General features: G+C 60.1%; 18 protein-coding genes. 6 read left to right on the forward strand and 12 right to left on the reverse strand.

From position 1 onward, the window contains the following. The 3 genes from ACMLHG_RS04305 to ACMLHG_RS04315 form a co-directional block, all read right to left on the reverse strand. A partial coding sequence (locus tag ACMLHG_RS04305) for a DEAD/DEAH box helicase (RefSeq protein ID WP_417169678.1) occupies positions 1–2,110 on the reverse strand: 2,110 nt, incomplete at its 3' end. Continuing rightward, positions 2,107–3,096 carry a restriction endonuclease subunit M gene (locus ACMLHG_RS04310; protein ID WP_417169679.1) on the reverse strand — a complete coding sequence of 330 codons (990 nt, stop codon included), beginning with the start codon at positions 3,094–3,096 and terminating at the stop codon, positions 2,107–2,109. The genes ACMLHG_RS04305 and ACMLHG_RS04310, both read right to left, overlap by 4 nt. Positions 3,097–3,258: 162 nt before the next feature. Further along, positions 3,259–4,056, reverse strand: coding sequence for a helix-turn-helix domain-containing protein (locus ACMLHG_RS04315; protein ID WP_417169680.1), 798 nt, complete (start codon positions 4,054–4,056; stop codon positions 3,259–3,261). A gap of 112 nt (positions 4,057–4,168) precedes the next feature. Here ACMLHG_RS04315 and ACMLHG_RS04320 point away from each other — a divergent pair, with 112 nt between their 5' ends. Together ACMLHG_RS04320 and ACMLHG_RS04325 are read left to right on the forward strand one after the other, a co-directional pair. Next, positions 4,169–6,373, forward strand: coding sequence for a family 78 glycoside hydrolase catalytic domain (locus ACMLHG_RS04320; RefSeq protein WP_417169681.1), 2,205 nt, complete (start codon positions 4,169–4,171; stop codon positions 6,371–6,373). Then, entirely contained in the window at positions 6,370–7,626 is a 1,257-nt protein-coding gene (locus tag ACMLHG_RS04325; RefSeq protein ID WP_294434045.1) for an L-rhamnose isomerase, read from the forward strand. Before ACMLHG_RS04320 ends, ACMLHG_RS04325 begins: the two co-directional genes overlap by 4 nt. Positions 7,627–7,731: 105 nt before the next feature. Here ACMLHG_RS04325 and ACMLHG_RS04330 read toward each other — a convergent pair whose 3' ends face one another. From ACMLHG_RS04330 to ACMLHG_RS04350, 5 genes are all read right to left on the reverse strand, one after another. Then, entirely contained in the window at positions 7,732–8,475 is a 744-nt protein-coding gene (locus ACMLHG_RS04330) for a prepilin-type N-terminal cleavage/methylation domain-containing protein (RefSeq protein WP_417169682.1), read from the reverse strand. Positions 8,476–8,700: 225 nt separating this feature from the next. After that, entirely contained in the window at positions 8,701–10,107 is a 1,407-nt protein-coding gene (ahcY, locus tag ACMLHG_RS04335) for an adenosylhomocysteinase (protein ID WP_417169683.1), read from the reverse strand. Between the two features lie 18 nt (positions 10,108–10,125). After that, a complete protein-coding gene (locus tag ACMLHG_RS04340; RefSeq protein ID WP_294434040.1) occupies positions 10,126–11,118 on the reverse strand; it encodes an adenosine kinase in 993 nt (330 codons plus the stop codon). 2 nt (positions 11,119–11,120) lie between these two features. Beyond that, positions 11,121–12,320: a methionine adenosyltransferase gene (gene metK, locus ACMLHG_RS04345; protein WP_294434037.1), complete on the reverse strand. Its 1,200-nt coding sequence runs from the start codon at positions 12,318–12,320 to the stop codon at positions 11,121–11,123. Between the two features lie 142 nt (positions 12,321–12,462). Next, positions 12,463–13,092: an OmpA family protein gene (locus ACMLHG_RS04350; RefSeq protein WP_294434035.1), complete on the reverse strand. Its 630-nt coding sequence runs from the start codon at positions 13,090–13,092 to the stop codon at positions 12,463–12,465. Between the two features lie 251 nt (positions 13,093–13,343). On the opposite strand from ACMLHG_RS04350, the gene ACMLHG_RS04355 reads away from it, so the two are divergent. From ACMLHG_RS04355 to hisD, 3 genes are read left to right on the forward strand one after another with little or no spacing between them, the layout of a single operon-like run. After that, positions 13,344–14,351, forward strand: coding sequence for a branched-chain amino acid aminotransferase (locus tag ACMLHG_RS04355; RefSeq protein WP_417169684.1), 1,008 nt, complete (start codon positions 13,344–13,346; stop codon positions 14,349–14,351). 5 nt (positions 14,352–14,356) lie between these two features. Then, positions 14,357–15,208 carry a pantoate--beta-alanine ligase gene (panC, locus tag ACMLHG_RS04360; RefSeq protein ID WP_294434031.1) on the forward strand — a complete coding sequence of 284 codons (852 nt, stop codon included), beginning with the start codon at positions 14,357–14,359 and terminating at the stop codon, positions 15,206–15,208. Beyond that, the gene (hisD, locus tag ACMLHG_RS04365; RefSeq protein ID WP_294434030.1) at positions 15,205–16,500 is read left to right on the forward strand and encodes a histidinol dehydrogenase; all 1,296 of its coding nucleotides are present in this window, start codon (positions 15,205–15,207) and stop codon (positions 16,498–16,500) included. Before panC ends, hisD begins: the two co-directional genes overlap by 4 nt. Positions 16,501–16,601: 101 nt before the next feature. Here hisD and ACMLHG_RS04370 read toward each other — a convergent pair whose 3' ends face one another. The 4 genes from ACMLHG_RS04370 to coaE all read right to left on the reverse strand — a co-directional run bounded on the left by ACMLHG_RS04370 (position 16,602) and on the right by coaE (position 20,482). Then, entirely contained in the window at positions 16,602–17,657 is a 1,056-nt protein-coding gene (locus ACMLHG_RS04370; protein WP_295809460.1) for a LysM peptidoglycan-binding domain-containing protein, read from the reverse strand. A 124-nt stretch (positions 17,658–17,781) separates the two neighbouring features. After that, the gene (locus tag ACMLHG_RS04375) at positions 17,782–18,111 is read right to left on the reverse strand and encodes an FtsB family cell division protein (protein ID WP_294434026.1); all 330 of its coding nucleotides are present in this window, start codon (positions 18,109–18,111) and stop codon (positions 17,782–17,784) included. A 29-nt stretch (positions 18,112–18,140) separates the two neighbouring features. Beyond that, positions 18,141–19,874, reverse strand: a complete 1,734-nt coding sequence (gene rho, locus ACMLHG_RS04380) for a transcription termination factor Rho (RefSeq protein ID WP_417169685.1) — start codon at positions 19,872–19,874, stop codon at positions 18,141–18,143. A gap of 11 nt (positions 19,875–19,885) precedes the next feature. Then, positions 19,886–20,482: a dephospho-CoA kinase gene (coaE, locus tag ACMLHG_RS04385; RefSeq protein ID WP_417169686.1), complete on the reverse strand. Its 597-nt coding sequence runs from the start codon at positions 20,480–20,482 to the stop codon at positions 19,886–19,888. A 189-nt stretch (positions 20,483–20,671) separates the two neighbouring features. On the opposite strand from coaE, the gene ACMLHG_RS04390 reads away from it, so the two are divergent. Then, positions 20,672–21,235 carry an NUDIX domain-containing protein gene (locus tag ACMLHG_RS04390; protein ID WP_294434021.1) on the forward strand — a complete coding sequence of 188 codons (564 nt, stop codon included), beginning with the start codon at positions 20,672–20,674 and terminating at the stop codon, positions 21,233–21,235. Positions 21,236–21,276: the final 41 nt, after the last annotated feature.

Genomic DNA, 21,276 nt, shown 5'->3' on the forward strand with positions numbered 1-21,276 from the left:
GAAGTTTTATCTCCTCCGGAGTCAGCTCCTCTTTCTTACGCTTTTTTTGTTCGATCCCCTCCAGTTCCTCATATTCTTCGTTGGTAAAACCCTGCTTGTTCAAGTCAATATCGCCAGACTTCTGCATCGCCTTGGTGCTGCCGATGATCTTTTTCAAATTGTTGAACTCGGTCAGGTCCCCTCCATCGAGCTTCATGAGTAAGTCGTTGTTGTAGAGATAACCGTCTTCAAAACCGTTACGAACCACACGCTCAACGTAGACTCTCTTCAACTGCTCCAGCATCTGATTGGCATTATAGGGACGCATCTGCGTCCCGTCAACCGAAATAACCGGACAGAAGTTCAGAAATTCCCCCATGATCCGATGACCGTCTTCACCTGTCTTACCCGCCTTCGCAGAAACTTTCGCTGTTTCAGCAATAACTTTCAAGGTTCGGTCAGGAGCAAAATCAAAGACAAAACATTCTGTCTTCATCCGACCATTGATTGTGGCAGGAGTCTGGACTCGGAAAATTGTCTGCATGTAATTGGCAGCAGAAGTATTGAATGAACCAGCCAGCATAAACACTGCTGTCCACGCCGGAACGGAAACCCCGGTGGTCAGTCTGCCGCAGGACAGGGTAATCGTATAGGTTTCATCCGGGTCTTCTCCAATCGCCTTATGAACCATCTGAAGCGCATCTTCGCTTTTGACATCTTCATCGCCATCACCTGCGACATTGACGATCTCAAACTGACTGAAAACCGGATGCTGCTGCAACATGGTACTCAGCGCACGCGCAGATTTCACTCCGGGAATCATCCAGAGAGAATGACGGAAGTTTCTGCGATATTCTTCCGTTGAATATGGGTAGTTGCTGCTTTCATCCGTTTTACAAATCAGATCGAGAAACGATCTGACATCTTGCTGGTGAATAAAGACTCCGTTTTCATCAACTCTGAAGAACTCGTGGAAGTTAAAAGCCAACTCTTCGTCCTGGTATTTACCAAGCATCTTCCCGAGGTCAAAGGTAAAGATATTCAAATGAGGCAGGGAAGCGTAGGGGTTTGGGTCACCTTTATGAAGGATGTCCCAGTCCCGTTTGGCCTTTTGCTCCATGACATAATCCCACGTGTAAATAGCATCACCGGTATGTTCATCAAGCAGATTAAAAGGCGTCCCGGAGAGTTGCAATATCTTAGTATTATCTTTTTCCAGTTCTTTAAGAACGCTCTTACCGAGTTCCGTCTGCGTTCCCTCATGAGCCTCGTCTATAATGACCAGATCCCAGTTGACACCGAAAATCTCATCATTTTTATCAAACTTCCCTCCGACCAGTTCCGACCCTCTCAAATCCTGTAGTGATGCAAAATAAACGTAATGGCCGGCCCTTTGTTGTACCAGACGTTCTACATAGTCAAAGGTATTACCCTTGTTTTTTGAACCATAGAAAAAGTCATCGCGATCATAAAAGATCTTCTTGAAATCGTCAAACCAGCCATCGTTTACCACTGGACGGTGGGTTAAAATCAATGTCCGGACAAAGTTCATGTCCTTAACTACCTGAAGTGCAGATAAGGTTTTCCCGAAACGCATTTTAGCGTTCCAGAGCATCCGGTTGCTTTTCTTGAACTGCTTCTCAGTCTTTGCGATCGCTTCCTTCTGTTCCGGTCGGAACACAATCGGAGATTGTCCTTGAGTTATTTCAGATGCGTTAAGGGATCTGCGTCCCTGCTTGACTGCGGTAATGGCTTTCTTCACCGTTTCCAAATCGGTGATATACCACTCATCTGCTTTTGCTTCGGTGTTGAAGACCTTCTTCTTTATACCGGAACGTTCTAAAACCTCATGTACATCATGGTCCAAAAACGCTTTAATTCTCTTCTCAGAGAAATATAATGTCGATTCTGTATAGAGAAGATCGTAGGCGATCCCGGCTGTCTGGGTGTATTCATTGATACGTTTCTTGGCAGCCTGATTCAGAATATTGCTGTTGGGAGCCGGTTGCAGGGAGGAGGCCTCCTCATAGTTGACCGAGGCCTTGCCTATTTTCAGACACCCTTCGTGAGCGGGATCATTAATACGCATCACATAAATCAGGGTTGGTTCAAAAGAGGATACGTACTTCATGATCGCCTACCTCCTGTAAGACTTATATATTCAATCTTTTTCCCTGCGGACCAATCTTTAATCAGAGAATAAACTCCATTATGTCGTGTGTTATTACCGCTGATACAACCAGGACACTGTGTGATCGTTGTTTCACCAAATAGGTTGATTGATTCTTCATCATGGCAGCTGCCGGGTACAACACCTTTCAACCCATCCATCTGCCAGATGTTCCATGAGACAATATAAGCAATATACCTGATGGATTTCTCCTGGGGCATCCTGCTGAACTTCAAATAATAGTTTTCAAGGAACGTATAAAGCATGGCCTCTCGTGCCAACAGCAAACTGTCTCCCTGCCATTCATAACCGTAGATGCTTTTATAAGCAGCCTGCGCGGCCTTAAGCCATTCACCAGATTGATCAACATTTTCATTTATCACCCGCAACTTGCGGTCGAGCAGACCAATTCTGCTCTCAACTGGAATAAACTCTCCTGTGGTAGTATCGTATCGGCTGGTAATATAAGGAGCTTCACCACAGGTGATTTCCATTCGATTGGCACGGACATAATCTTTCCAGGTCTTGCCTTCGGGAAATGTTATTCTGGTCTTAACTGTTTCCCATGTTTCACCATGTTCAATATTAAACACATTTTCCCGGTTGAACCAGGCTGTATCAATCAGATTGTTTTGAACGTTGCAAATCCATGATGGGGTAAACACTTCTGCCATATCTCGGATACGCGACAACTGTAACTCTTTGTCCTTTTTGACCCGGGGACGAATCACCTGACCGTATTCCCCCGTAATCAAAGACGGTATAATTGGAGCATAATAATTATATGCTTCACCTAGTTCTGCATAGTTGTCAGTTGCCCAAAATATATTTTCTCCTGTAGTATGGTCGCGTAATAATGTTGCCAATACCTCAGGATATTTTTCTCGAAGGTCGTTTTCTGAAATATCAACGATCCTCGTTCTTAGTTGATGTTTTTGTAAGGTCATATTCCTCTCTGACTATCGTCATAATTGCCCTGGATAAAATAGCATAAACGCTTGCTAAGTCAAGAAGTTTCCTCTTAAATTGAACTGCCGAAGTTTAACGAAAGAGTTCTTTTGGCCGTTGGGGCTTGGGAAGAAGGACGGCAAAGCATATACTGCTCTTCTCTAGTTCCCGTCGGCGAGTTCGGAGGGCTGCTGCTGGCGGCGGAATCTGGCCGGGGATTTCTGCTGCAGCCGGCGGAACACCCGGCTGAAATAATAACGGTCCGCAAAGCCGGTCAATTCCGCGATCTCCTCGATGCTCTTCGTGGTGTAGAGCAGGTACCGGCAGGCCGCTTCAATGCGGATTCTTCGGCTGAACTGCTGCGGACTTTCTCCCGTGTCTCGCAGAAAATGGCGCAGAAATGTCCTCAGATCCACTCCACATGCCCGGGCCAGCTCCGGATTCGAACGGGGCGTGGAGAGGTCGCGGCGGATCAGGGTCATCGCCTGCCGGGTCATCGGGCTGCGGCGCGTCTGTTCGGTCATCACCTCCCGCGGCAGCTGCAGCAGCGCTTCGCCGAGAATCGCTCCGGCCGCGGTCTCCCGGCGGAACCGGTTCTTTTCGCCGCTCTTTTCCAGCGCTTCCCACTCCCGCCAGAGCTGTTTCCAGTGCGGGCGGATGGGGGTGGTCAGAATGCCGCAGTCCGCCGGAAAGTGATTGTCCGGCACGCTGAAGTGGATGTAAAACTGCTCAAACGGTTCGCACGCAAAGGTCGAGAAGCGAAAGTAGCCCGGAATGATGTACACCTGATCGCTCTTCAGCTCCAGCTCCGCTCCGCCAACCCGCAGCCAGCCGCCCGGGGTGACGTTCCAGTAACAGCGCCAGAACGGCGTGTTGAGGTTGTCCTGGAGCCACGGGTAGATCTTTTTCTGGTGTCCGGTCAGGTGGATGATCGGGTAGGAACTTGAATCGTATTCCATAGAAAATTCGTCTCGATTGTCGCAAATAGACACATGATTTGTTTTAATATCCATATTTTTTTCCTTTTTGTCAAGTATATTCCTCAAGAAAAACAAGAGGAAGGGGGGATGTATGTCGTTTTCCGATACAAGAAAGTGGAATGCATTCTGGATCGGCTCCGGCGAGACGCTCCATGACTGGCGGGGCGAGGTGCTTCCGGCGCCGTATTTCCGGCAGGAGTTCGATTTCCGGGGCGGTAAGGAGTGCCGGCTCTATCTCTGCGGACTCGGTTATCACGAGCTCCGGCTCAACGGAAAGAAGGTCGGGGACTGCGAACTTGCCCCCGCGCCGACCAACTACGATGCGCACGCAGGATATCTGGTCTACGACGTTTCCTCCTTGCTCAAACCCGGCCGCAACGCCGTCGGTGTGGTTCTCGGCAACGGTCTCTACAACTGCCACACTGCCGAGGCGTGGCACTTTGACAAGGCGACCTGGCGCGACTACCCCAAACTGCTGCTGGAGCTGGTCGTCGACGGCGAAACCATCCTCTCCAGCGACGACTGCTGGCGGGTGAGCTCCTCGGGGCCGGTCACATACGACGGACTTCGCAACGGGGAGCATTACGACGCCCGGCTGGAGTTCCCCGGCTGGGATGCCCCCGGCTTTGACGATTCGGCCTGGCGCAGAGCGGCGATCGTTCCCGGGCCCGGCGGCCTGCTCTTCGAACAGACCGCGCCGCCCTGCCGGGTCTGTGAACTCTTCCCGATGCGCCGCCTCGAGTGCGGCACCTGGGACGCCGGGCAGAACATCGCCGGACGCGCCGAACTGGTCGTCCGGGGGACGCGCGGGAGTACGGTGAAGATCCAGTACGGCGACGTGCTCAACCCCGACGGTTCGCTTTATTGGGATGACATCGCCCGTTTCGTCCAGAGCGGCGACTTCCAGACCGAACGCTACACCTTGAAAGGGGAAGGGGTGGAGAGCTGGCATTCCCGCTTCACCTATCACGGATTCCGCTATGCCGTCGTGGAAATTTCCGGCGAGGCGGAGATTCTCTCGCTCACCGCGCAGGCGATCCACAGCGACCTGCGCGAAATCGGCGGATTCACCTGTTCCCATCCGGATATGAACGCGCTGGAACACTGCACGCGCTGGTCGTTCCTCAACAACTTCGTCGGGATCCCGACCGACTGCCCGCACCGGGAGAAGAACGGCTGGACCAACGACACCCAGCTCGCCTCCGACACCGGGCTCTTCCACTTCGATCTGGCCGAATCCTACCGCGAGTGGCTCGGTACCCTGCGCGACTGCCAGCGCCCGAACGGGCAGCTGCCCGGCATCGCCCCCACCTCCGGCTGGGGGTACAACTGGGGGAGCGGAACGATGTTCGACACCATTCTCATGGGGATTCCGCGCCGCGTCTACCTCTACCGCGGCGACAGTTCGCTCATGCGCGAGAACTACGACGCCTTCAAGCGCAACGTCGAATTTTCCGCAAGCATGGCGAAGGGGGGAATCCTGAAGTTCGGGCTGGGCGACTGGTGCCACTACGATCCCTCCCGCGCGGTGGCGCCGGAGCTGGTGACCACCGGCTGGTACTATTATGACCTCTGCATCCTCGCCGATGCGGCGGAGCTCTTCGGATTCCGCGAGGATGCCGCCCGTTACCGGGAGCGTGCCGCCGGCGTGGCGGAGGCGTTCCGCCGCGCCTTCTCCAACAGGAACGGCTCCTATGCGAACGACGAAAAGACGGCGCTGGCCGTCGCCGTCGGGATGGGGCTCTGTTCGGGCGAGGAGGCGGAGAAAACCGCCGCTCTGCTGAACCGGAAGATGGAGGAGGCGCATTACATCGCCGACTTCGGGATCGTCGGTGCGAAATTTGTCCCGCGGGTGCTGGCCGAACACGGATATGCCGAGTCGGCCTTCCGGATCTTTACGCAGGATCAGTTCCCCGGCTGGTGCCGTTGGGTGCGGAACGGTGAGACCACGCTGCTGGAGGATTTCGCGGGCAATTTCTCGCACTGCCACATCATGTACGGCGATCTCTCCGCCTGGATGATGCAGTATGCCGCCGGGCTGGAGCCGGATTGGAACCGCCCCGGATTCCGCGAAGTGGTGTTGAAGCCATGCGCCATTTCCTCGCTGAACTCGATGTCCGCCTGGTACGACAGCGTCTACGGACGCATTTCGATCGAGTGGGAGCGCACGCGGGAGGGAGTCGTTTATTCCGCCCGGATTCCCGACGGCGTTCCCGGTATTCTGCAACTGCCCGGAGAGAACGGGATCAGCTTTACCAATGCAATTCAAACCGTATGGAAAGGAGAGGCTCGATGAACAGAACCGAACGGATGTATGAGGATGCCTGCGCGATTTACGCCGAACACGGCGTCGATGTGGAAGAGGCGGTGCGCCGGATGAACGCCTGCGTGATCGGAATTCACGCCTGGCAGGGCGACGATGTCACCGGATTTGAAAACACCGGTCACGCGCTGACCGGCGGCTGTCAGGTGACCGGAAACTATCCGGGGCGGGCCCGGACGGCGGAGGAGTTGCGGCAGGATCTGGATGAGGCGTTCACGATGATTCCCGGCCCGTTCAAGGTGGTGCTGCAGGGGCACGAGGTGGACTGTGTGACGCCGGGGTGCGACCGGGACTCCTTCACGGTGGAGAATTTCTCCGGCTGGCGCGACTGGGCGGTTGAGCGGAAGATCGGGCTGGACATTGCGCCGGCGTTCTATTCGCACCCGAAGCTGGATATGGGGCTGTCGCTCTCCCACCCGGATCCGGAGATCCGCGCCTTCTGGATCCGGCACGGACAGGCGTGCCGCAGGATCGGCGAGGCGTTCGCCCGGGCGACCGGCGTGCGTTCGGTCTGCAACTTCTGGGCTCCGGACGGCTTCAAGGACACCCCGGCGGACCGGCTCGCTCCGCGCCGTCGCCTGATGGAGAGTCTCGATGCGATCTTCGCCGATCCGGTCGATGAAGCGCTGGTGCTCGACGCGGTGGAGTCGAAGCTTTTCGGCATCGGCACCGAGAGTTGCACCGTCGGTTCGCACGACTTCTACCTCACCTACGCGGCGCGGCACAACAAGGCGATCTGCCTGGATATGGGCCACTTTCACCCGACCGAGTCGATCGCCGACAAACTCTCGGCGATTCTGGTGCAGCAGGGGCGGATTCTGCTGCACGTCAGCCGCGGCGTCCGCTGGGACAGTGACCATGTGATCGTGCTGAACGACGACCTCCTTTCGCTCGGCCGCGAGATCGCCGCCTGCGGCACCGACCGGATTGAGATCGGGCTGGATTACTTCGACGCCACCATCAACCGGGTCGGAGCGTGGGTGATCGGGGCGCACAACATGCGCAAGGCGCTGCTGCGCGGCTTTCTGGAGCCGACGGCGGAGATTTGCGCCGCGGAATCCCGGCGCGACCTCACCGCCCGGCTGGCGCTTCAGGAGGAGGCGAAGAGCCTGCCGTGGGGTGCGGTCTGGGCGCACTGCCTCGAAGAGTGGGGCATTCCGGCCGTCGGCGGGGTGCTCGACCGGATTTCGGATTACGAAAAGAAGGTGCAGTTCCGCCGCGGCTGACCGCCGAAATTCCGCCTGCTTCCGTCGGCTCGTGCTGCCGGAAGCGTTTTTCTGCCCGGATTCCCTGTACGGTGGAGCGGGGGCGACGGAACTTGCCGCGAACTCCTACTCAAACGTGACGACGGAGGGCAGCCAGAAGAGTTTGTCGGCGTCGGCAGAGTAGAATTCATCCCGGCGGAGCAGCGGAATGATGTCGACGTGCGCATCCAGATAGAGCACGTTCGCCGCATTGGTGTGGACGAAGAAAAGACTGCTCCAGTCGTTCTCGTACCCGTGCGAGCCGGGCGCAAGCCAGGCTGCCCAGTTGCTGAACTTCCGGTTGAACGCCTCCGAATATTTCGCCCGCAGGTTGTCGGCGAGAAACAGCAGGGTCGAACTTCTGGCGATGGAGGAGAGTTTCACCGCCCGGTTCTGGCTGGAGCCGGCGGGCTGGGCCGGATCGGCCAGCAGACCGAGCCCCCAGGAGTTGTGGCCGTAACCGAACCGCTCCGGCGAGGAGGGGCAGACGCCGACTTTCAATTCCGACGCCTGCTGAAACAGCCTCTGCCCGTACCCGACGGCGGGAAGCGCGCAGCCGAGATACTTCCGCAACGCCGCCAGCCAGGTGGCGTCGGCTTCGCCCATATTCAGCGGATTCACCGGTGCCGTCGCCCCCGGAACGATGTAGCCGTCGTAATCGCCGGTGTAGAGATTTCCCGCCTGACCGAGCTGTTTGAGATTGCCGGTGCAGGCGATGGCGTGCGCCTTTTCCCGTGCCCGGTTCAACGCCGGCAACAGCAGTCCGGCCAGAATGGCGATGATCGCGATGACGATCAAGAGTTCGACTAAAGAGAAAAGTCTCCGGTTCATTTGTATGGTATTTGCAGTTGATTGATTCTGAACGGTTTGTTGTTAAACAATCAATATAGCTCCATCTGGAGAAAATGTCAAAAAAACAGCGGAAATCCGGCAGGAAACGGTGGAGGACAGGACAGGAAAAGAAGAAAATCCACCCGGCGCATGGCTCGAGTGGATTTTCTGTTTCAGCGAAAGTAAAGCCGCAGTTTAACTGACGGCGGCCCGCCTTTTCGCGGTTCAGTAGCGGTAGTTTTCCGGCTTGTAGGGCCCTTCCACCGGAACGCCGATGTAGTCGGCCTGCTCCTGGGTGAGGGTGGTGAGCTTCGCGCCGAGTTTGGCGAGATGGAGGCGCGCCACCTCTTCGTCAAGCTTCTTGGCGATCAGATAGACGCCGACTTTCCGGTCCGGATTGCGGGCGATGTCGATCTGCGCAAGCGTCTGGTTGGTGAAGCTGCTCGACATCACGAACGACGGATGCCCCGTCGCACAGCCGAGGTTGACCAGCCGCCCTTCCGCCAGCAGGTAGATCGAATGACCGTCGGGGAAGGTGAACCGGCTCACCGGGCAGGAGCTGCCCTTGATCTCCAGCTTGCGGATTCCGGGATAACGCTCCAGCTCGGCGACTTCAATCTCGTCGTCGAAGTGGCCGATGTTGCAGACGATCGCCTGATCCTTCATCTTCGCCATATGTTCGGCGGTGATGATCCGGCAGTTGCCGGTGGTGGTGACGTAAAGATCCGCTTCGGGCAGGGCGTCCTCAACCGTGCACACCCGGAAGCCCGCCATGCACGCCTGCAGTGCGCAGATCGGGTCGACTTCGCTGACCAGCACCCGCGCCCGTTCGTTGCGCAGCGCTTCCGCACACCCCTTGCCGACGTCGCCGTATCCGCAGACCATCACCGTCTTGCCGGAGAGCAGAACGTCCAGCGCGCGCTTGATGCCGTCGGTCAGGCTGTGGCGGCAGCCGTAGATGTTGTCGAATTTGCTCTTGGTGACCGAGTCGTTGACGTTGACCGCCTGGAAAAGCAGTTCCCCGCGGCTCTCCATTTGAATCAGCCGGTGCACTCCTGTCGTGGTCTCCTCGGAGACGCCGCGCACCGCCGCCGCCACCTTGTGCCAGTGCTGCGGATCCTCCGCCAGCACACGCCGGAGCAGCGCATTGATGATCTGGAGCTCCTGCACGTCGGTCGGCACATCCAGAATCGAAGGATCGTTCTCCGCCGCCACGCCGCGATGGATCAGCAACGTCGCGTCGCCGCCGTCGTCGACGATCTGGTCCGGACCGGAGTTGTCCGGCCAGGTCATCGCCCGGTAGGTGCACTCCCAGTACTCCTCGAGGCTCTCACCCTTCCAGGCGAAGACCGGAACGCCGCCGGCCGCGATGGCCGCCGCCGCGTGATCCTGCGTCGAAAAGATGTTGCAGCTGGCCCAGCGCACGTCCGCGCCGAGCGCCTTCAGCGTCTCGATCAGCACTGCCGTCTGGATGGTCATGTGCAGACTGCCCATGATCTTCACCCCTTTGAGCGGCTGTTCCGGGCCGTACTTGGCGCGGGTCGCCATCAGCCCCGGCATCTCCTGTTCGGCGATCTCGATCTCCTTGCGGCCGAAATCGGCCAGATTGATATCCCTGATCTGGTATTCCATTGAAACTTCACTCCCGAATTATTTGGCGATTTTGCCTTTGATCTCATTCCATGCCGGCTCCGGCAGTTCGGAGCCCACCACCTTGACCACCTCCGACGAGATGAGCGAGCCGTACCAGGCCGCCTCCATGAGCGGCCGCTCCCGGAGCACCCCGTAGAGAAATCCCGCCGCCCAGAGGTCGCCAGCCGCGGTGGTGTCCACCGGCTCCTCCACCAGCTGCGCCGGCACCTTCGCGGTTTCATTGCCGCGCCGGATCAGCGCTCCCCGCCGGCCCAGCTTGATCGCGGCGATGTCGCACCACGAGGCGAGGCGGTCCAGCTGTTCCTCGGTCGTCAATCCGTCGAAGAGGGCGGCGGCCTCCTCCTCGTTGGCGAGCACGATATCCACATAGTTGCGCAGAATATCCGGCAGATCTTCGCGGAAGTCGCGGACCACCTCGAAACTCGCCAGATCCAGCCCGATCCGGCAGCCTGCCGCTTTCGCGCGCCGCATCACCGTCGGCAGCACCGCCGAATAGAACATATATCCTTCGATGTACACCCAGTCGTATGCGGAGAAATCGACCTTCTCCGCTTCGTCAATCCGCAGCAGCAGCGACGCCGCGAGGCTGGAGCGCATCGTGCGCTCCGCATCCGGCGTGATGAGCGAAAGACAGGTGCCGGTCGGCGCTTCGCCGGTGGTGACGAACTCCGCGTCGGAGCCGCCCAGCTCCCGGAACCGCGCCCGGTAGAAGTCGCCGTTGACGTCATCGCCGAGCTTGCCGAACATCGCGACGTCGAGCCCGAGACGGGCCAGCGCGAACACCGTGTTTCCGGCTGAACCGCCCGGCACCCGCCGCGGATTGCCCGGCAGCCGGTCGAGAACCGACTGCTGAAAGTCGGCATCCACCATCAGCATGCCGCCCTTTTCGCCCGGGATCGTTTTGAGAAACGGCTCTTCCACCCGGACTAGAATGTCCAGGAGCGGAGAACCGACGCCCAGCAGTGCCGGGCCTCGTTTGCCGCGCGTCATCTTCACTTCCGCTGGAACTTTTCCGCCGCGGCCTTCAAATCCGCGGTGCGGTCGGTCTGCTCCCACGGGAACTGCGCCCGGCCGAAGTGGCCGTAGGCGGCGGTGTCCTGATAGCACCAGCCCTGGCCCGGATGTTTGAGGCCGAGCTGACGCACGATCTCCGCCGGCTTCAGCGAGAACACCTCGCGGATCACCTTCTCAAGGTCGCCGTCATCGGCCAGAACGCCGGTGCCGTAGGTGTCGACGTTGATGCTCAGCGGTTCCGCCACGCCGATCGCGTAGGCAACCTGCACTTCGCATTTGTCGGCCAGCCCCGCCGCGACGATGTTCTTGGCGATGTAGCGGCACATGTAGGCCGCGGAACGGTCCACCTTCGACGGATCTTTGCCGGAGAAGGCGCCGCCGCCGTGACTGCCGACGCCGCCGTAGGTGTCGACGATGATCTTGCGGCCGGTCAGACCGGTGTCGCCGTGGGGGCCGCCCACTTCAAAGCGTCCGGTCGGGTTGACGTAGTAGCGGATCTCGCCGTTAAGCAGTTCGGCGGGGATCACCCGCTTGACCACTTCGCGCACGAGCGCCTCGAGCCACTCCTCCGGCATATCCGGGGTGTGCTGATGGGAGACCACGATCGTCTCCACCGCCTTCGGCTTGCCGCCGACGTAGCGGATCGACACCTGGCTCTTGGAGTCCGGGCGCAGATAGCGGTATTTCACCGGGTCGCTCTTGCGGAGACGCGCCAGCTCTTCGACGATCTTGTGGGCGTAGTAGATGGTCGCCGGCATCATATCCGGCGTTTCGTTGCTGGCGTAGCCGAACATCATGCCCTGGTCGCCGGCGCCCTGTTCGGTGAAGCGGCCCATCCCCTCGGTCACGCCCTGCGAGATGTCCGGGGACTGCCGGTGGATGCAGATCATCACCTTCGCATCGTCGGCGCAGAAGCCCACCGCGGGGTCGTTGTAGCCGATCTTGCGGATTGCATTCAGCGCGACATCCTGCCAGTTCACTTTGGCCTTGGTGGTGATTTCGCCCGAGATCACCACGAGATTGGTGGTGGTCAGCGTTTCACAAGCGACGCGGCTCTCCGGATCCTGCGCCAGGCAGGCGTCGAGGATTGCGTCGGAAATCTGGTCGCACACTTTATCGGGATGCCCCTCGGAAACCGATTCCGAGGTGAACACGTGCTCTGCACGGATCTTGCTCATTTTCTTCTCTCCTGTTCGGAATTGATCATCAAACTATTCTGAAAATATGGAAAACGCCCGGCGGCTGTCTCCTCAGGGGAAAACCGTCGAGCGAATGGTTCAGGTCGTTATTGCAACCCGCAACGCATGATGGCGTGAAGCATCAGCGCGGAATCCGCATCGGAACCGGAACGCCGCGGCGATTCTGCCGCCAGACGCTCTCGCCGGATCCCTGGACCGCCGGCTTGTCTTCGCCGTAGCTGATCGTCTTCATGCGCTCGTCGGGAATTCCCTTGCCGGCCAGGTAGGCGCGGATCGCGTTCGCCCGGCGCTCGCCCAGCGCGCGGTTGTACTCTTCGGTGCCGCGCTGGTCGCAGTGGCCTTCGATCAGCAGCCCGAGGGTGGGCTTGTCCGACATATAAGCGGCAATCCGGTCGAGGTTGGCCGTTTCGGAGGGAACCAGAAGGTCCGAGTCATAGGCGAAGTAGATGATCGGCATGTTGAGGCGGTTGCCGGAGGGATCGGCCAGAACCCAGCCCTGATCGTCGGCGCCGCCGACATTGCTGGTTGAGTCCACCCACTCGCCGACGCCGGAGCCGGACCCCGGAGCGAACTGCCCGCCGGCACCTGCGCCGAGATCCGCCGCGCTGTAGTAGCCCGGATCATCGATCGCTTCCGGCACGGGGGTGAGATCCTCCGGCGGAACCTCGTTGCTGAACAAACTGCATCCTGCACCGACGAATCCAAGCACCGCCGCGGTGAGGGCGCAACTCATGAAATGTTTCAATACCATGGCCAATCCTCCTTCTCTATAGAAACCAAAATAAAACAGTAGTTTCCGTATCCGGTCATGTTGATTTAAGATAAGCGACAATTGTGAAAAATGCAATCAAAAAGCGGGTAAAACACGATTTTTTTTCAGGAATCTCCGTTTCCCCGCCGCTTCCGCAGGAAAAATCCTTGATATTGACGCCGATGTGCGCTATATTTCTCCTGTCAAATTTCACTCAACCAACTCATTTTGCACGGGAGATTGATGCAATCATGAACATCGACTGGGAGAATCTTGGATTCAAATTCATGCCGACCCGGAGCAACATCCGGTTCCACTACGAGAACGGCAGCTGGGATGAAGGGCGGCTCTGCTCCGACTACAACATCACGGTGTCGGTCGCCGCTAATGTCTTCCACTACGGACAGGCGATCTTCGAGGGCGGCAAGGCGTTCCGCTGCCGCGACGGAAAGGTCCGCATCTTCCGCCCGGAGGAGAACGGAAAGCGGCTCAACAGTTCGGCCCGCCACCTGATGATGCCGGAGTTCCCGGTGGAGAAGTTCGTCGAAGCGGTCAAAACCGTCGTGCGCGACAACGTCGACTACATTCCGCCCTACGGCACCGGCGGCGCGCTCTACATCCGGCCGGTGATGTTCGGCACCACGCCGCAGATCGGCGTCGGGGCCAGCCTCGCCTATGAACTGGTCATCATGGTCGTGCCGGTCGGCGCCTACTACAAGGGCGGAATCAAACCGGTCGACGCGATGATCTCCCGCGACTACGACCGCGCCGCGCCGCACGGCACCGGGCACATCAAGGCGGCCGGAAACTACGCCGCCAGCCTGATCTCGAGCAAGCAGGCAAAGGATCGTCACTGCGCCGTGGCGCTCTTCCTCGATCCGGCGACCCACACCTATGTCGATGAGTTCGGCACCAGCAACTTCCTCGCGATCACGCGGGACGGGCGCTACGTGACCTCTCTCTCGGATTCGATCCTGCCGTCGATCACCAACAATTCGCTGATGACCATCGCCGCCGACCTCGGCATGCCCACGGAACGGCGCCGGATCGCCGCTTCGGAGCTGCCCGATTTCGCGGAGGTCGCCGCCTGCGGTACCGCGGTGGTGCTCACGCCGGTCGGACGCATTCTCGACGGCGACAAGGTGATTGACTATCACCTCACCGAAATCGGTCCGGTGCTGCATAAACTCTACAATGAGATGACCGGCATCCAGCACGGAGAGCTGCCGGATCGTCACAACTGGCTGACGGAGATCTAGTTCAAATGCGCATCTTTCGACAGGCGCAGGAGCTTCAGCAGTTTGCGCTTGAAACCCGCCGCGCGGGGAAGAGCATCGCTCTGGTCCCCACAATGGGATTTCTCCATGCCGGGCACGCGTCGCTGATCGACATCGCCCGCGGCCGCGCTGACGTGGTGATCGTCTCGATTTTCGTGAATCCGACCCAGTTCGGGCCGGGCGAGGATCTCGACAAGTACCCGCGTGACTTCGAACACGACCGGCTCGTCTGCGAAGAGCACGGCGCGGATGTCATCTTCGCTCCGGAACCCGGGGCGATGTATGCGCCGGACGCCTCCACCTGGGTGGAGGAGACGGTGCTGTCGCGTCCGCTCTGCGGCGCCCGGCGGCCGGGGCATTTCCGCGGCGTGGCCACGGTGGTGACGAAGCTTTTCCACCTCGCGCTGCCGGATGTGGCGGTGTTCGGCCGCAAGGACGCCCAGCAGCTGCTGGTCATCAAGCGGATGGTCCGCGACCTCAACTTCCCGATCGAAATCGTCGCCGCGCCGCTGGTGCGCGGGGCGGACGGGCTGGCGCTTTCCTCGCGCAACCGCTATCTTTCGGAGGAGGAACATCAGCGGGCCCTCGTGCTCTCCCGTTCGCTCCGGGCCGCCAAACCGGCGCTGGAGGAGGCGGGGATCTCCGCCGCTCCGGCGATCATCGCCGCGATCCGTCATGAGATCGAGGCGGCCGGCGGGCGCGTGGACTATGTGGAGGCGCTCGATGTCGATACGCTGGCGGAGCCGACGGAGACGACCCGCGAGGTACTGCTCGCCCTGGCCGCCTATTTCGGCTCCACCCGGCTGATCGACAATGAACTTGTACAGGTGAAGAAATGAAAAAACTCCGGTTTGACTCCCCCGGTTTCGAAGAGGAGCTGCGGGCGTTGTATGAGCGCCCCTCCTTTCCCCCTGAAGTCGGGAAACAGGCCGCCGCCATCATCGATGAGGTCCGGGCGGACGGAGACGCCGCGCTGATCCGTTTTGCCGAGAAGTTCGACCACGTCACCCTGACGCCGGACCGCTTCCGGGTCGACGAGGCGGAGATCGAGGAGGCGAAGAAGGCGCTCACTCCGGCACAGCGTCGGGCGATCCGCACGGCGCTCTCTCAGGTGCGCGCCTTCGCGAAACGGACCATGCCGCGCAACTGGCAGGCGGAGGTCCGCCCCGGCGTCACGCTCGGGGAGAAATTTGAACCGCTCGACCGGGTCGGCGTCTACATTCCCGGCGGCACCGCGCCCTTGGTTTCCACGGTGATCCACACCGCCGGAATCGCCTCCGCCGCGGGGGTGAAGGAGATCGTTGCCGTCACTCCGGCCCGGCGGGACGGGACGGTGCATCCGGCAGTTCTCTACGCGATGAAACTTGCCGGCGTGACCGAAATCTACCGCCTCGGCGGCGTCTACGGCGTCGCCGCGCTCGCCTGCGGCACGGAAAGTGTCCGCAAGGTGGAGAAGATCGTCGGCCCCGGCAACGCCTATGTCACCGCCGCAAAGCGGCTGCTCTACGGCGAAGTCGCCATCGATATGGTCGCCGGACCCTCCGAGATTCTGGTGATCGCCGATGAGTCGGCTGATCCGGCCTTCATCGCCGCCGACCTGCTCAGCCAGGCCGAACACGGCAGCGGGCTGGAACAGGCGGTTCTGGTGACGACCTCCGCGCCGCTGATGGAACAGGTGGAGGCGGAGTTTCTCCGCCAGAAGGCCTCTCTGCCGCGGCTGGCGACAGTGGATCGGGTGATGGAGCACGGGCTCTTCCTGATTCTGGCTCCCGACCTGAACCGGGCGGCCGAAATCGCCAGCCGGTACGCGCCGGAGCACCTGGAGATTCAGACCGTGCGGCCGGAACGGCTGGTGAAGCGGATTACCGCCGCAGGGGCGATCTTCCTCGGGCCGTGGACGCCCGAGCCGGTCGGCGACTTCTGCGCCGGACCTTCTCACGTGCTGCCGACTGCGTCGAGCGCACGCTACTTCAACGGGCTGGAGACGCCGGGATTCTTCCGCCGTTCCAGCATCGTCCGCTATTCGGAAAAGGCGCTCCAGCGCGAAGTCTCCGTCATCGAGGCGTTCGCCGGGATGGAGGGGCTGGCCGCGCATGGCCGTTCCGGCACCATCCGGGTCAAGCGTTTCTGAATTCCGTGAATTCTCCGGGAGGCGTTCGCCTCCCTTTTTTTATGCAAAAAAATCGGCGGCCCGATTTCGAGCCGCCGTTTTCCATTCTGCCGTCTGCCGGATTATTCCGCCGGAACGAAGATGACCGTTCCCTTTTTAAGCGTGCCGTCGGCGGGCAGATCCGCATTGAGCTGCTTGAGCGCCGCCGCGGTCGTGTTGTGCTGCTTGGCGAAGTCGTCAAGGGTGATGCCGTCCTGCTCGACTTCAAACGGCATGGAGTTGCCGCTGACCACTTCGGTCTTGACTTCGACCGGAGCCGGAGTCGCCGCCGGAGTCGCCGCCGGCGCCTGGACCGGGGTTTCCACCGCCGCCGGAGCCGGAGTCGTCGCCGGAGCGACCGGAGCGGATTCCGCATTGTTGAGCAGAGCTTCAAGCTCGTTGTTCGCGGCCTGCGACTTGGTCGCCGCCGGGGCGGAAGCCGTCACACTGCCCTTGCCCGGCACCACCAGCTTCTGACCGATCTGGAGGCGGCGCACCTGGGCGTCGGAGAGATTGTTCGCCTTCTGCAGGTCGGCGGTCTTCACCTTGAGCCGCCGGGCGATGCCGCCGAGGGTGTCGCCGGCCTTGACCGTGTAGGTGCCGTCAGCGGCAACCGCGGCAGTCGCGGCGGCAGTGCCTCGGACCGCTTTGCCGCTCCGGCGGGCGCTGTTCTTGCGAACCGGGCGGGACGAGGTCGGGATCACCAGTTTCTGGCCGATCCGGAGCCGCCGGGCGCTCTTGAGATCCATATTGTTCGCCTTCAGCATCGCCGAAAGGCTGACGCCGTGCGCGTTGGCGATCTTGCCGAGGGTGTCGCCGGCCTTGACCGTGTAGGTGCCGCCGGCCGTCGCATTCGAACCGATGCCGCCGGAGGAGGTGACTCCGGTCATCGGCTGGAAGGTCTCCACCGGCGCCGCCGGTTTCTGCGTCGCGGCCGGGGCCGGAGTTTCCGTAACCGCCGGAGTCATCGGCGCCATCGGCGCGGCTTCCATCGGTGCGAGCGATTCCGACCGGGCCGGAACATACCCGCGTTCATCCATCACGACATTGGTGCAGCCGCCGGTGGCAAACAAGCCGCTGAACACCGCAATATGAAGCGCTGCGACACCAACCAGAATCACGAACATATTTTTTTTCACGTCAACTTCCTCCCGGGAAACAGTTTTATGAACAGGAACGCATTGAGAAAACAACACTCTGTCTATAATATATGAACATCCGGCGCAAATGCAAAGTACAATCGGCCGAAAAAAACGATTTTATTTAATTTCCTTTTGCGCCGTCGGCATTGCTCCGGGCCGGAGGGTCGTAACGGAAGACCGTTTCCCCCTCCCGGACCAGGCCGAACTTCTCCCGGGCGACCTTTTCCACCGCCTCGGGAGAGCGCCCGAGCGCGGTGACCTCCGTGGAGAGTTCGGTTCTCTCCTCTTTCCTATCGTTGAGCTCCTCCTTGACCGCGGCGAGCTCCTGCTGCTTCTTCTGGTAATCGCGGTAGACCGGCAGCAGCAGAACCGCCGCCGCCGCAATCACCAGAATCAGCACGAAAAACAGCAGATAGGTGGAAACGGTGGGTTTTTTCTTGATTTCACTCATTGTCCTGACCTTCCCTGAGTTCCGCCGGATCAATTCTCCGCTTTGAGCGTCAGCAGAAATTCGATGTTGCTCCGGACCTTCTTCAGGCGGCCGAGCAGCAGCTCCATCGCCTCCGCCGGAGGAACGCCGTTGATCGCTTTGCGCAGGAGCCAGACCTTGCTGAGCTCATCCGGATGCAGCAGCAGCTCCTCTTTGCGGGTGCCGGACTTCTCGACGTTGATCGCCGGATAGATGCGGCGGTCGGAGACGTTGCGGTCGAGGTGCAGCTCCATGTTGCCGGTGCCCTTGAACTCCTCGAAGATCACGTCGTCCATCCGGCTGCCGGTTTCGATCAGCGCGGTGGCGATGATGGTCAGGCTGCCGTGCCCTTCGATGTTGCGCGCCGCGCCGAAGAACCGCTTGGGCTTGTGCAGCGCGGTGGCGTCAACGCCGCCGGTGAGGATCTTCCCACTGTGGGGCTGAAGCGTGTTGTAGGCGCGGGCGAGGCGGGTGATGCTGTCGAGCAGGATCACCACATCCTGTTTGTATTCGACCATGCGCTTGGCCTTCTCGATCACCATTTCGGCCACCTGAACATGGCGCTCCGGCGGCTCGTCGAAGGTGGAACTCACCACCTCGGCGTCGACGCTGCGTTTCATGTCGGTCACCTCTTCCGGCCGCTCGTCGATCAGCAGGATGATGAGCTTCACCTCCGGATTGTTCGCCCGGATGCTGTTGGCGATCTTCTGCAGCAGAACGGTCTTACCGGTCCGTGGCGGCGCGACGATGAGGCCGCGCTGCCCCTTGCCGATCGGCGTGACCAGATCGACGATCCGGGTCGAAAAATCGGCCGGATCCCGCTCCAGCACCAGCCGCTGGGTCGGGAAGTAGGGGGTCAGACTGTTGAAGGGGATGATCTCCTTCTTGCGTTCCGGCGAGTCGTTGTTGATGCTCTCCACCTTGAGCATGGCGAAGAAGCGTTCCTTCTCGCGCGGCGTCCGGATCTGCCCGGCGACGAAATCGCCGGTTTTGAGCGCGAACCGCTTGATCTGCGACGGGCTCAGATAGATGTCTTCGGGGCAGGGCAGATAGCTGTAACTCGGCGAACGGAGGAAGCCGAATCCGTCCGGCAGCACCTCCAGATAGCCGGAGCCGTACATCTGCCCGGATTTTTCGGCGTTGGCGCGGAGAATTTCGAAAATCAGCGTCGACTTCTCCAGCGCGCCGATCCCCTCGATGCCGAGTTCGGCCCCCATCACCGCCAGTTCCGGCATCGATTTTTCCTGCAGTTCGGAGATGTTGAGCGAGGGGACGATGTGGTCCCGGCGGGGGCCGTTGCCGCCGTTGCCGTTTCCGTTTCCGCCGTTATGATGGCGCGGCGCGGCATTCTCCGGCTCTTCCGCCGGAAGTCCTTCCGGCTTCGGCGCCGCCGCGGCCTCCGGTGCCGGAGACGTCACCGGTTCGGAGAGCTCTTCGATCAGCAGTTCGCGCATCACCTCTTCGGCCGAAGGTTCCGCCGCATTCTCCTCGCTGCGCCGCTCCGGCTGCCGCTCCGCGTTCTGACGGCGGGGCCGGCCCCGCCGGGGGGCCTGCTGCCGCTCGTTCTGGCGGCGTGCCGGTTTTTCCTCGCCGCCGGCGGCCGCCGGGGCGGCGAAATCAAATTCCGCCTCCACCGGTTTGTTCTTGACGCCGGGACGGCGTCCACGGCGGCGGGGCGGGGTGTCGTTTTGACGGATTTCCCGGTCGGCGTCGCCGTCCGGAATCAGATCGCGGGTTTCATCCATTTTCATTTACCTTATATGTTGTGACAATGCAATTGATCGATCAGAAGATTGATTTGGCGGGCCAGCTCTTCGGGCGGACCGTTGTTGATCAGCCCGTAATCGGCCCGTTCCAGTTTGAGATCCGCGGCGAGCTGCCGCGATTCCCGGCGCCGGATCTCCTCTTCGCTGAAGTTCCGCTTGCGGCGGAGCCGTTCCCGGCGGATCTCCGGCGCGCTCCATACGGCGGCCACCGCGTCGAATTTTTCGTCGAACCCCGCCTCGTAGAGCAGCGGAATTTCGATCGCCGCATCGGTGCCGTCGCGGCGGCATTCGGCGATGAAGAGGTCGAGCCGCCCGGCCAGACGCGGATACAGCAGTGCGGTGAGTGCATCGAGTTCGGCCTGATCCTCAAAGACGATCGAGGCGAGTTTCCGGCGGTCCACTTCGCCGGAGGGGAGCAGAATGACCGCTCCCCAGCGTTTTACCAGATCTGCGGCGAGTTCACTGCCGCCGGCATAGAGTTCATGGCAGAGGCGGTCCGCGTCGGCCGTCCGCCAGCCCCGGGCGGAAAAGACGGCAAGAACCGAGCTTTTCCCGCACCCGAAGGCACCGGTGATCCCAAGAATCATACGTAAACTTCTTCTCCCGTCTGCGGTCCGGAGAAAGAAAAACACGGAAGCGCAAAGGGATAAATTTGATTGGAAATAGAGATTATCAGATAGATTTTGCTTTTACTTTAACTTGAAATATTCATTTTGCAAGTTAACTTTAAAGAAAAAACGAAAAAATATCCCCATACAGGGGAGAGAGTGTGTGTCATGCAGCAGAAAATTTTGTCCGGAAAGGTGCTCGCTTCCGGCCGTTATCTTGTTTTGAAGGAGCTGGAGTTTCAGGATGACCGGGGGCGGATCCGCCACTGGGAGAGCGTCGAACGCCGGGGCGGCACGGGGGCCGCGTTCATCATCGCCCGGATTGTTCCGGATGACGAAATCCTGCTGGTGCGCCAGTTCCGCCCGCCGGCCGGGAAGCGGATGCTGGAGTTCCCCGCCGGGCTGATCGACCCCGGCGAAACCGCGGAGGAGACCGCGGTCCGCGAACTGTACGAGGAGACCGGTTACCGCGGCCGGGTGCTCTGCTCCTTTCCTCCCGCCTGCAGTTCGCCCGGCATGACCGGCGAGACGATCAGCATGGTCATGATGGAGGTGGATGGCGACGCATTCCGCGGCGTGAAGGTCGAGGCCCATCCGGAGGACTCCGAATCGATCGAGTGCTTCCGGGTGCCGTTGCGGGAACTGCCGGAGTTTCTCGCCCGGCAGGAGCAGGAGGGCGTCGGCATTGATTCGAAGATCTACACGTTTGTTCAGGGACTCTTGATGAAGTGAAACCAATACTCCGCAGTGCGGGAAGGACGCGTTGGGTGAAA

It is taken from the genome of Victivallis sp., assembly GCF_048170485.1.
Classification (GTDB): domain Bacteria; phylum Verrucomicrobiota; class Lentisphaeria; order Victivallales; family Victivallaceae; genus Victivallis.

Bases quoted from the DNA above. Each gene is read 5' to 3' on its own strand.
- ACMLHG_RS04340 (WP_294434040.1), bottom strand. From the start codon at position 11,118: ATGACGCGCGGCAAACGAGGCCCGGCACTGCTGGGCGTCGGTTCTCCG.
- metK (WP_294434037.1), bottom strand. From the start codon at position 12,320: ATGAGCAAGATCCGTGCAGAGCACGTGTTCACCTCGGAATCGGTTTCC.
- ACMLHG_RS04375 (WP_294434026.1), bottom strand. From the start codon at position 18,111: ATGAGTGAAATCAAGAAAAAACCCACCGTTTCCACCTATCTGCTGTTT.
- ACMLHG_RS04355 (WP_417169684.1), top strand. From the start codon at position 13,344: ATGAACATCGACTGGGAGAATCTTGGATTCAAATTCATGCCGACCCGG.
- ACMLHG_RS04390 (WP_294434021.1), top strand. From the start codon at position 20,672: ATGCAGCAGAAAATTTTGTCCGGAAAGGTGCTCGCTTCCGGCCGTTAT.
- ACMLHG_RS04310 (WP_417169679.1), bottom strand. From the start codon at position 3,096: ATGACCTTACAAAAACATCAACTAAGAACGAGGATCGTTGATATTTCA.
- hisD (WP_294434030.1), top strand. From the start codon at position 15,205: ATGAAAAAACTCCGGTTTGACTCCCCCGGTTTCGAAGAGGAGCTGCGG.
- ACMLHG_RS04350 (WP_294434035.1), bottom strand. From the start codon at position 13,092: ATGGTATTGAAACATTTCATGAGTTGCGCCCTCACCGCGGCGGTGCTT.
- rho (WP_417169685.1), bottom strand. From the start codon at position 19,874: ATGGATGAAACCCGCGATCTGATTCCGGACGGCGACGCCGACCGGGAA.
- coaE (WP_417169686.1), bottom strand. From the start codon at position 20,482: ATGATTCTTGGGATCACCGGTGCCTTCGGGTGCGGGAAAAGCTCGGTT.
- panC (WP_294434031.1), top strand. From the start codon at position 14,357: ATGCGCATCTTTCGACAGGCGCAGGAGCTTCAGCAGTTTGCGCTTGAA.
- ACMLHG_RS04320 (WP_417169681.1), top strand. From the start codon at position 4,169: ATGTCGTTTTCCGATACAAGAAAGTGGAATGCATTCTGGATCGGCTCC.
- ahcY (WP_417169683.1), bottom strand. From the start codon at position 10,107: ATGGAATACCAGATCAGGGATATCAATCTGGCCGATTTCGGCCGCAAG.
- ACMLHG_RS04330 (WP_417169682.1), bottom strand. From the start codon at position 8,475: ATGAACCGGAGACTTTTCTCTTTAGTCGAACTCTTGATCGTCATCGCG.
- ACMLHG_RS04315 (WP_417169680.1), bottom strand. From the start codon at position 4,056: ATGGAATACGATTCAAGTTCCTACCCGATCATCCACCTGACCGGACAC.
- ACMLHG_RS04325 (WP_294434045.1), top strand. From the start codon at position 6,370: ATGAACAGAACCGAACGGATGTATGAGGATGCCTGCGCGATTTACGCC.